Raw genomic sequence first — 9,061 nt, 5'->3', positions numbered from 1 at the left:
CAGGATCAGCTGGCAGTCCGGCATGCGTTCCAACCTAGGAACGCGATCGGCTCCGCGGGGCGCCCAATCCTTACGGTCCGATGACGGCACCCGTCGCCGGCCCGCCCGCGGGGCGCGGCGTTCCTAGGGTCGCCGCATGAGCAACCCGCCCCGGACCGGGCTGATCCTGACCCTGACCCTGGTGGCCGCCGCGGTCGTGGTGCCGCTCGCCACCGGCTGGCAGGTGCACGCCCGGGCGGACCGCGACGACGGAGTCGCGCCGCTGCACGCGCTGTGGGACCCGAAGGTCGGACCGGGGACGCTGCCCGCGCTCGGCCTGGCGCTCGCCGGCGTCCGATGGGGCCCGGCGCTCGCCGATCGGCTGCGGTGGCGGCCTCTCCTGCTCGGGTCGTACGCCGCCGGCCTGGCCTGGCTGCTGAGCCTGGCGCTGGTCGACGGCCCGGCGGGGATCAGCAGGGTGCTGGGCAACCCTGACGAGTACCTGCGGTCCGCCCGGCAGGTCAGTGACGTGCACCGGCTGCTGGAGACCTACGTGGCGCGGATCCCACTGGCCGCGCCGCACCACTGGCCGGTCCATCTGGCCGGTCACCCGCCCGGCATGGTGCTCTTCTTCGTCCTCCTGGTCCGGCTCGGGCTGGGCGGCGACCTGGCCGCCGGGCTGGTGGTGACCGGCCTCGCGGCGACGCTGCCACTGGCCGTGCTCGTCACCCTGCGCGCGCTCGGCCGGGAGCCGGTCGCGCGCCGGGTCGCGCCCTACCTCGTGCTGACCCCGGCCGCGGTCTACCTCGCCGTCTCCGCCGACGCGGTGATGGCCGTGGTGGTGGCATGGGGGTTGGCGTGCCTGGCCCTCCCGACGCGGCGCCCGGCCCGGTCCGGCTGGCCCTGGGCGGTGCTCGCCGGGCTGTGCCTGGGCGCGGCCGTGATGATGTCCTACGGCCTGCCGCTGGCCGCGCTCCTCGCCCTGGCGGTGCTGCTCGGCGCCCGACGGTGGTGGCCGCTGCCGGTGGCGGCCCTGGCCGCCTCGGCCGTCGTGCTCGCGTTCGCGGCCGGCGGCTTCGCCTGGTGGGACGCCTATCCGGTGCTGCGCCGGCGCTACTGGGACGGAATCGCCGCGGTGCGGCCCGCGGCGTACTGGCTGTGGGGTGACCTGGCCGCGCTCGCCATCAGCGCCGGGCCGCTGGTCGGCGCCGGCCTGGCCGCGACGTGGCGGGCGGCCCGGGAGCACCGGCGCGGGAGCCGGGTGGTGGTGCTGCTCGTCGCCGCGGCGGCGGTGGCGGTCGTCCTCGCCGACCTGTCCCGGATGAGCAAGGCGGAGGTGGAGCGGATCTGGCTGCCGTTCGTCCCCTGGCTCACCCTCGGCCTGGCGTTCCTGCCCCTCGGGTGGCGGCGTCCCGCGCTGGCCGGCCAGGTCGTCACCGCGCTGGTCGTCCAGCACCTGCTCTACACGAGCTGGTGAGGAGGCATCAGGCGCGCAGCGGCGCGGTGGAGAACGCCGGCAGGCCCGCGTCGGGCGCGATCGCGGCCCGGAAGCCCAGCTCGGCGGCGGCCCGCTCCGGCGACGCGACCACGTGGCGGACGTCGCCGAGCCGATAGCGACCGGTGATCTCGGGAGTGATGCCCGAGCCGGTGCCGACCAGCGCGGCCACCTCGGCGATCGTGATCGGATGGCCCGAGGCGACGTTGTACGCCGCGGTCCGCTCGGCCGGCGCGGATCGCACCGCCGCGAGCGCGGCCAGGTTGGCGCGGACGACATCGTCGACGTGCACGAAGTCGCGGGTCTGCCGCCCGTCCTCGTAGACCTGCGGAGCCTCACCACGCTCGAGCGAGGAGCGGAACATCGCGGCCACGCCGGAGTAGGGGGTGTCGCGCGGCATCCCGGGTCCGTAGACGTTGTGATAGCGCAGGGCCACCACGGCGCCGCCCGCCTGGCGGGCCCACGCGGCGGCGTAGTGCTCCTGGGCGAGCTTGCTGACGGCGTAGGCACTGCCCGGCTCGAGCGGCGCGTCCTCCGGCACCGGCGCCCAGGCCAGCGCAGCGCCGCACACCGGGCAGGGGTTCTCGAACCGGCCGGCGTCCAGGGCCGCGACCGGCCGGGGCCCCGGCCGCTGCGGTCCGTGGTCGGGGCAGCGGTAGCGACCCTCGCCGTACACCACCATCGAGGAGGCCAGCACCAGCCGGTCCACACCGTGGGCGGCCATGGCCGCGAGCAGGGCGGCGGTGCCGAGGTCGTTGTGGGACGCGTACGACGGCAGGTCCGCCACCGTCACCCCCGCTCCGACCAGGGCGGCCTGGTGGCACACCGCGTCGACGCCGTCGAGGAGCTCGGCCCAGCGGCGGTCGCTCGCCGCCCGGCGTACGTCGAGTCGGTGCGTGCCGGGTGGGGCCTCGGCTGTCCCGTGGGCCGAGGGGAGCATGAGGTCGACGCGCACGGCCTGATCGCCGGCGGCCTCGAGCGCGGCGCAGATCGCGGACCCGATGAAGCCGGCCGCGCCGGTGACCAGCACCCTCACCGGATCGGGACCTGGTAGGCGAGGTCGAGGCCGTCCGCCCAGGTGGCGCAGGCGCAGCCGTCCGGATCCGGCATCGCCTTGATCGCGGCGGTCAGCACGGCGCCGAGCCGGTCCAGGTTGGCCGCGAAGCGGGCGTAGACCTCGGCCTCGCCGCCCCCCTCGCCCGCGGCGACGCCGGCGTCGAGGTCGGTGACCAGGGCGAGCGCGGCGTAGCAGATCCGCAGCTCGCGGGCGAGGACGGCCTCGGGGTGACTGGTCATGTTGACCAGGTCCCAGCCCTGCGCGGCGTACCACCGCGACTCGGCCCGGGTGGAGAAGCGCGGCCCGTCGACGACGACCATCGTGCCGCCGGTGCGCACGTCGGGATCGGCCGTGGCCAGCGCCTCGCCGACCCGGGCGCAGTAGGGGTCGGCGAACGGCACATGGGTAGCACCCGACTCGACGAACGACTGCACCCGGCCCGTGGTCCGGTCGACCAGCTGGTCGGGCACCACCAGGTCGCCCGGTGCGACCCGCTCCGGTCGGAGGCCGCCCACGGCGCACGGCGCGATCACCTGCCGTACGCCGAGCGCGGCCAGTGCCCACAGGTTCGCCCGGTGGTTGATCGCATGCGGCGGCAGCGCGTGCCCGACCCCGTGACGGGGCAGGAACGCGACCGAGCGGCCGGCGACCTCGCCGATCGTGACCGGCGCCGACGGCGTGCCGTAGGGCGTGTCGAGCTCATGGGATGCGTGCGACTCGCCGTCGGTCAGCCAGGAGTAGAAGCCGCTGCCGCCGATCACGGCGATCTCGGCGCGAGGGGATGCGTTCATGCCGCCACGGTGGCAGCGGTCGGAGGCAGAGGACAGCGGAGGCGGCGGTCCGTCACCGCTCCGTAAGAACTCCACGGATAAGGGAAGAGGCCCCGGACGGCACAGACACAGTGACCGGGTGGGTGCACCCGGGCCCCCACGACGAGGAGTGAGATGACCGAGAAGACGATCGCCGACCAGGTGGCCGAGATGAGCCGTGCGATGGCGCAGGAGCCGGCGAACCCGGCGATGAGCACGTGCGTGATGCGGAATCGGAGCCAGGGGCGGACCATCGGACATGGATCTGGAATGAAGGAGTTCTGAATGAGGATCATCGTCGTCGGCACCGGCGGTGTCGGAGGGTACTTCGGCGGTCAGCTCGCACTGGCCGGGCACGACGTCGTGTTCATCGCCCGCGGCCGGCAGCTCCAGGCGTTGAACGAGCGCGGCCTGCGTGTCGAGAGCGACCACGCACCAGTCACGTTGACTGAGGTGCAGGCCACCGATGACGTCACCGCGGCGGGGAACGCAGACCTGGCCATCGTGGCGGTCAAGCTGTGGGACACCGAGGACATCGCCCGGCAGCTGACCACGCTCGCCGCGGGAGGCGCGGCCGTGCTCTCGCTCCAGAACGGCGTCCAGAAGGACGAGGAACTGGCTCGACACCTCCCGTCGGAGAGCATCATCGGCGGTGCGTGCTACATCTCCGCCTCGATCGAGTCGCCCGGCGTCGTGCGCCACAACGGGACCCTCGCACGCATCATCATGGGGGAGTACGACGGCCGCTCCACCGACCGGCTCCGAGCGATCGGCGACGCGTTCGCCGGTGCCGGTATCGACGCCGAGATCTCGGACGACATCGCCGCCGTGCTGTGGCGCAAGTTCGTCTTCCTGGTCGGCCTGTCGTCGGTGACCAGTGCGACCCGCCAGCCGATCGGCGTCCTGCGTGCCGTGCCAGCCACCCGCGAGCTGCTGCACGAGGTCATGGCCGAAGTGGTCGCCGTGGCCCGGGCCCGCGGCGTACGCCTCCCTGCGGACTACGCCGCCCAGCAGGTCGCCTTCTGTGACACGTTGCCCGAGCAGATGGGCTCGTCGATGCTCCACGACCTCCTCCATGGTCGGCGACTCGAACTGCCCTGGCTCGGCGGGGCGGTCGTCGAGATGGGCGAGCTGGCCGCCGTCCCCACGCCCGCCAATCGGATCCTCGCCGCCGCGCTCTCGCCGTACGTCCAGGGGAGCCCCGGCGCGCCGGACTAGCATCGAATCCGTGGAGTCGACGCGACGTCTGGCGGTGGCCGGGGCGACCGGCCTGATCGGATCCCAGGTGGTGCGGATCGCGCGGGCGGCCGGCCATGAGGTGGTGGCGCTGAGCCGCAGCGGCGGCGTGGATCTCACCGAGCCCGACTCCATCGGCGACCGGCTCGACGGGGTCGACGCGGTCATCGACGTCACCCGCTCGCCGGCGATGGACGAACAGGAGGCCGTCGACTTCTTCACCACGGTGGCGGCGAACCTCGGCGCCGAGGCGCGGGCGGCCGGCGTCGCCCGCACCGTCGTGCTCTCCATCGTCGGCGTCGACCGCAGCCAGGACTACGGCTGGTACGTCGCCACGCTCGCCCACGAGCGCGCCACCCGGCAGCACGCCCCGGGCGCCCGGGTGCTGCGCGCCACCCAGTTCCACGAGTTCCCCGGCCAGGTCCTGGAACGCTCCCGGCAGGGCGACCGGGCGCTGATCATGGACATGCCGACCCAGCCGGTCGCCTCCGTCGAGGTGGCCCGGATGCTGGTCGAGCTCGCCACCGACGACGGGGATGGCGACGTCGACCTCGCCGGTCCGCGTCGGGAAAGCCTCGTCGACCTGGTCCGCCGGCTCGTCGGCCTCCGCGGCGAGGACGTCGCCGTCGAGGCGGTGCCGGCGGCAGCCAGCATGGCGAGCGGCTCGGTCCTCCCCGGACCGGACGCGGTGATCCGCGGTGTCGACTGGGACACCTGGGCCCGCGAGGCCGTGGCGCCGGCGGCGCGACCGAGGGACGATGAGGAACGATGACCGACACCGTCGACCTGGACAGGCTCCGCCGCTGGGAGAACGCCGGCGGGACCTGGCAGCTGGAGCGCCGTCACGGCGACACGCTCACGATCTCGCTGTGTCGTTGCGACGGGGGTGAGGAGGCCGACCGGTTCGAGTCGGCCGAGCCCGCCCTGATCCGGTACGTCGAGGCCGCGGGCGTGGATCCGGCCCTCTAGTCTCGGGAAGCGTGAGGTTCTCGCTGTGGCCCTCGGCCGCCAACCCGCCCGCTGAGATCGTCGCCGAGGCCCGGCAGGCCGACGCGGAGGGCTGGCACGGCGTCTGGATCGCCGACCACTACATGCCCAACACGCCCGACGACACGCCGAGCGACGGCCCCACCCACGAGGCGTGGACACTGCTGCCGGCCATCGCCACGGCCACCACCCGGGTGCGGGTCGGCACGCTGGTCAGCCCGACGTCGATCCACCATCCGGCGGTGCTCGCCAACCGGGCCGCGACCCTCGACCACCTCTCCGGCGGCCGGATGGTGCTCGGGCTGGGTGCCGGCTGGCAGGTCATCGAGCATGCGGCGTACGGCATCGAGCTCGAGCCGGCCGGGGCGCGGGTGACCCGCTTCGAGGAGTGCCTCCGGGTCGTGCGCAGCCTGCTGAGCCAGCCGCGCACGACGTTCCACGGCAAGGTCTACGACGTCACCGACGCGCCCTGCGAGCCCAAGCCGGTCCAGGACCGGCTGCCGATCCTGGTCGGCACCGCGGGGCCCCGGATGCTGCGCATCACCGCCCGCTACGCCGACGAGTGGAACACCTGGGGTACGCCGGAGGTAGCCGCCGCCAAGCGCCGCAACCTCGAGGCGGCCTGTGAGCAGGTCGGCCGCGACCCCGGCACGCTGCACTGCAGCGTCAACGCGTTCATCGCACTCGAGGGCGAGCGCGCCCCGCGGGAGCGAACCCTGGCCGGGTCGCCGGCCCAGGTGGTCGACCTGGTCGGGCAGTACGCCGGACTCGGCTTCGACGAGTTCGTCCTCAACTGCGGCATCCTGGTCGGGCCGGCGCAGCGGCGTCGCGACGCCATCGCCCGGATCCGGAGTGAGGTCCTCGGTCAGCTCGGCTGACCGCCTAGGCTCGAGCCCATGCGCCGCACCCTCCGCTCCGTCCTGGCCGCCGTCGCCCTGCTCTCCGCCCTGTCTGCCGCCAGCGTGGCCGAGGCCGCTCCGGCGCCCACGGTCGACGGGCACCGGATCGCCACGCACGCCCACGCCCGGCGCACTACCCTGCCCCCGAGGAAGGTCTGGTTGGCCAAGGTGCGCACGAAGGTGGCCGGGGCCGACGCCGTGATCGACGCCGCCCTCGCGGCGGCGCCGAAGGGCGAGCGGCCGGCGATGGTGCTCGACATCGACAACACCTCGATCCAGACCCACTACGCCTGGCCGAAGCCGGTCAGGCCGGTGCGCAAGGTCGCCCGGTACGCCGCCCGGCACGGCGTGACGCTGTTCTTCGTCACCGGCCGTGCCCAGCGCGGGCTGACGCAGGTCGAGCCGGTGCTGACCGCCGCCGGCTACCGCTACCAGGGCATCTGCGGCCGCAGGCCGGGCGAGGGGCTGACGGCGGGCAAGCAGCGCTGCCGGGCCGGCATCGCGGCGCGGGGCTACACCGTCGTCCTCGACATCGGCAACCGTGCCACCGACCTGCGCGGTGACCACGTCGGCACTCCGATCAAGCTGCCGAGCTACTACGGCCTGCTCAGCTGAGTTCAGGCGCGCGGCCCGAGCAGCGCGGTGAGGGCCTCGGTGACCGGCTCCAGCAACTCGGCGGGGTCGCGACCCTCCTCCAGCGCGTCCACGATGAGCTCGCGCACGCCGCCGAAGACCATGATGCCCAGCTCTCGGGTGGGCGCCGTCACGCCGGCGCGCTGCAGCTCCGGCGTGTCACCGAGGGTGCGGAGCAGGTCGACGAACGTGGCCATGCCCTCGCGGATGAGCTGACGGCCCTGGTCGAGCGCGTGCACGGAGCGAAAGCCGTTGAGGAACAGGTGCGGCTGGTCGTGCACGTGCGCGAGCAGCGCCCGCACCCCCTGCCGGATCTGCGTCGTCCACTCCGCGTGCGGGTCGACCGCCTCGGCGATCGCCTCGCGCAGCTCGACGTTGGCGCGGGTCAGCAGCGCGACCAGGCACTCGTCCTTGTCGGCGAAGTGCTCGTAGAACGTCCGCTTCGACGTCTTCGCGCAGCGGACCACGTCGGCGACGGTGACCTCGGCGTACGGGCGCTCACGAAGCGCGTCCGAGAGGCCACCCAGCAGGCGGGCGCGGAAGTCGAGCGCCGTCACGGTCACGAGCGACACCCTAGCCAGAACGGCCGGAGAGGGGTACGTTCTGGTACCAGTGGTACGCCGACGTACCAGCCAAGGAGGATGCGATGCCGCTGCTGGATCCCGCCAAGCCGGTCGTGCGATGGGGCGTCAACCACGGGCTGCCCCGCGTCCTGCTCCGCGCCGCCGCCCGACGAGGCGACGTGCAGGGCCGGCTCGTGGCCGACGCCGCCGGGGGGAGGCACACCTTCGAGATCCTCTCCATGCTGGAGGAGGTCCGTGCCCGGGGGCCGCTGGTGCGCACCCGGATCGCCTACGTCACCGTGGACCACGCGGTGGTGCGGGAGGTGCTGACCAGCAACGACTTCCGCACCGGCATCGCGATGGGCGGCAGCGGGATGATCAACCGGCTCGCCCAGTGGTCGGCCGCCGACGTGCTCAGCCCGGTCGAGCCGCCGTCCCTGCTGGTCACCGAGCCGCCGGACCACACCCGCTACCGCAAGCTCGTCACCCGGGTCTTCACCGCCAAGGCGGTGCATCGGCTGCAGAGCCGCACCGAGGAGATCGCCGCCGGGCTGCTCGATGACCTGGAGAAGCAGGCCGACTCCGAGGTCGACCTGGTCGCCTCCTACTGCGGCCTGTTGCCGGTCACGGTGATCGCGGAGATCCTCGGCGTACCGCTGGCGGACCGGGCCAAGGTGCTCGAGTTCGGTACGGCGGCCGCCCCCAGCCTGGACATGGGCCTGGACTGGTCGACGTTCCGGCAGGTCGAGGCGGGGCTGCGGCAGTTCGACGGCTGGCTCACCGCCCACCTGGAGAAGCTGCGCCGCGAGCCCGGCGACAACCTGCTCAGCGAGCTGGTCGCGGCCCAGGAGGACGGCGTCGGGCTGACTCCGCGGGAGCTGAAGGCGACCGCTGGCCTGGTGCTCGCGGCCGGCTTCGAGACCACCGTCAACCTGCTCGGCAACGGCATCGCGCTGCTGTACGAGCACCCCGACCAGCGCGCCCTACTGCGCGATCGCCCACAGCTGTGGGCCAACACCGTCGACGAGGTGCTGCGCTTCGACCCGCCGGTGCTGCTCACCGGTCGGGTGGCCGCCCGCGACACCGAGGTGGCGGGCCAGCGGGTGCACGAGGGCTCCATCGTCAGCACCGTGCTGGCCGGCGCCAACCGCGACCCGAAGGTCTTCGTGGACCCCAACACCTTCGACATCACCCGGGAGAACGCCCGCGACCACATCTCGTTCTCCGCGGGACGGCACTACTGCCTGGGCGCCCAACTCGCCCGGATGGAGGGCGAGGTCGGCCTGCGGATGTTCTTCGAGCGCTTCCCCGACGTCCGGCTGACGCCAGGCGCCGAGCGGCGTCCGACCCGCATCCTGCGCGGCTTCGAGCGGCTCCCCGCGCAGCTGCGCGGCTGAGCCCTC

11 protein-coding genes are annotated in these 9,061 nt (G+C 73.7%); 8 read left to right on the top strand and 3 right to left on the bottom strand.

The window, feature by feature from the left end:
• The first annotated feature begins 136 nt into the window (after nt 1-136).
• Complete coding sequence (locus tag VHA72_RS01790) at nt 137-1,456, top strand: hypothetical protein (protein WP_325572731.1); 1,320 nt, start codon at nt 137-139, stop codon at nt 1,454-1,456.
• Nucleotides 1,457-1,463: 7 nt separating this feature from the next.
• Here the strand turns inward: VHA72_RS01790 and VHA72_RS01785 are convergent, their stop codons facing one another.
• Together VHA72_RS01785 and VHA72_RS01780 are read right to left on the bottom strand one after the other, a co-directional pair.
• Nucleotides 1,464-2,510, bottom strand: a complete 1,047-nt coding sequence (locus tag VHA72_RS01785) for an NAD-dependent epimerase/dehydratase family protein (protein ID WP_325572730.1) — start codon at nt 2,508-2,510, stop codon at nt 1,464-1,466.
• Nucleotides 2,507-3,322: an S-methyl-5'-thioadenosine phosphorylase gene (locus tag VHA72_RS01780; RefSeq protein WP_325572729.1), complete on the bottom strand. Its 816-nt coding sequence runs from the start codon at nt 3,320-3,322 to the stop codon at nt 2,507-2,509. Before VHA72_RS01780 ends, VHA72_RS01785 begins: the two co-directional genes overlap by 4 nt.
• A 153-nt stretch (nt 3,323-3,475) precedes the next feature.
• Between VHA72_RS01780 and VHA72_RS01775 the strand changes: the two genes are divergently transcribed.
• From VHA72_RS01775 to VHA72_RS01750, 6 genes are read left to right on the top strand one after another with little or no spacing between them, the layout of a single operon-like run.
• Nucleotides 3,476-3,625, top strand: a complete 150-nt coding sequence (locus tag VHA72_RS01775) for a hypothetical protein (protein ID WP_325572728.1) — start codon at nt 3,476-3,478, stop codon at nt 3,623-3,625.
• Nucleotides 3,626-4,558 carry a ketopantoate reductase family protein gene (locus tag VHA72_RS01770; RefSeq protein ID WP_325572727.1) on the top strand — a complete coding sequence of 311 codons (933 nt, stop codon included), beginning with the start codon at nt 3,626-3,628 and terminating at the stop codon, nt 4,556-4,558. It begins immediately after the preceding gene.
• A 10-nt stretch (nt 4,559-4,568) separates the two neighbouring features.
• Nucleotides 4,569-5,348, top strand: coding sequence for an SDR family oxidoreductase (locus tag VHA72_RS01765; protein ID WP_325572726.1), 780 nt, complete (start codon nt 4,569-4,571; stop codon nt 5,346-5,348).
• Nucleotides 5,345-5,545, top strand: a complete 201-nt coding sequence (locus VHA72_RS01760) for a hypothetical protein (protein WP_325572725.1) — start codon at nt 5,345-5,347, stop codon at nt 5,543-5,545. The genes VHA72_RS01765 and VHA72_RS01760 overlap by 4 nt, the downstream gene beginning before the upstream one ends.
• Before the next feature lie 11 nt (nt 5,546-5,556).
• Entirely contained in the window at nt 5,557-6,441 is an 885-nt protein-coding gene (locus VHA72_RS01755) for an LLM class flavin-dependent oxidoreductase (protein WP_325572724.1), read from the top strand.
• Nucleotides 6,442-6,459: 18 nt separating this feature from the next.
• Nucleotides 6,460-7,077 carry an HAD family acid phosphatase gene (locus VHA72_RS01750; RefSeq protein WP_325572723.1) on the top strand — a complete coding sequence of 206 codons (618 nt, stop codon included), beginning with the start codon at nt 6,460-6,462 and terminating at the stop codon, nt 7,075-7,077.
• Between the two features lie 2 nt (nt 7,078-7,079).
• Here the strand turns inward: VHA72_RS01750 and VHA72_RS01745 are convergent, their stop codons facing one another.
• On the bottom strand, nt 7,080-7,658 hold the full coding sequence (locus VHA72_RS01745) for a TetR/AcrR family transcriptional regulator (RefSeq protein ID WP_325572722.1): 579 nt from the start codon (nt 7,656-7,658) through the stop codon (nt 7,080-7,082).
• Nucleotides 7,659-7,741: 83 nt separating this feature from the next.
• On the opposite strand from VHA72_RS01745, the gene VHA72_RS01740 reads away from it, so the two are divergent.
• Entirely contained in the window at nt 7,742-9,055 is a 1,314-nt protein-coding gene (locus VHA72_RS01740) for a cytochrome P450 (protein WP_325572721.1), read from the top strand.
• Nucleotides 9,056-9,061: the final 6 nt, after the last annotated feature.

It is taken from the genome of Nocardioides sp., assembly GCF_035547795.1.
GTDB lineage: Bacteria > Actinomycetota > Actinomycetes > Propionibacteriales > Nocardioidaceae > Nocardioides.
The sequence above is the reverse complement of the archived record's forward strand: the minus strand, read 5'-3'. Positions and strand labels throughout refer to the sequence as shown.

Bases quoted from the DNA above. Each gene is read 5' to 3' on its own strand.
- VHA72_RS01790 (WP_325572731.1), top strand. From the start codon at position 137: ATGAGCAACCCGCCCCGGACCGGGCTGATCCTGACCCTGACCCTGGTG.
- VHA72_RS01780 (WP_325572729.1), bottom strand. From the start codon at position 3,322: ATGAACGCATCCCCTCGCGCCGAGATCGCCGTGATCGGCGGCAGCGGC.
- VHA72_RS01775 (WP_325572728.1), top strand. From the start codon at position 3,476: ATGACCGAGAAGACGATCGCCGACCAGGTGGCCGAGATGAGCCGTGCG.
- VHA72_RS01770 (WP_325572727.1), top strand. From the start codon at position 3,626: ATGAGGATCATCGTCGTCGGCACCGGCGGTGTCGGAGGGTACTTCGGC.
- VHA72_RS01760 (WP_325572725.1), top strand. From the start codon at position 5,345: ATGACCGACACCGTCGACCTGGACAGGCTCCGCCGCTGGGAGAACGCC.
- VHA72_RS01750 (WP_325572723.1), top strand. From the start codon at position 6,460: ATGCGCCGCACCCTCCGCTCCGTCCTGGCCGCCGTCGCCCTGCTCTCC.
- VHA72_RS01740 (WP_325572721.1), top strand. From the start codon at position 7,742: ATGCCGCTGCTGGATCCCGCCAAGCCGGTCGTGCGATGGGGCGTCAAC.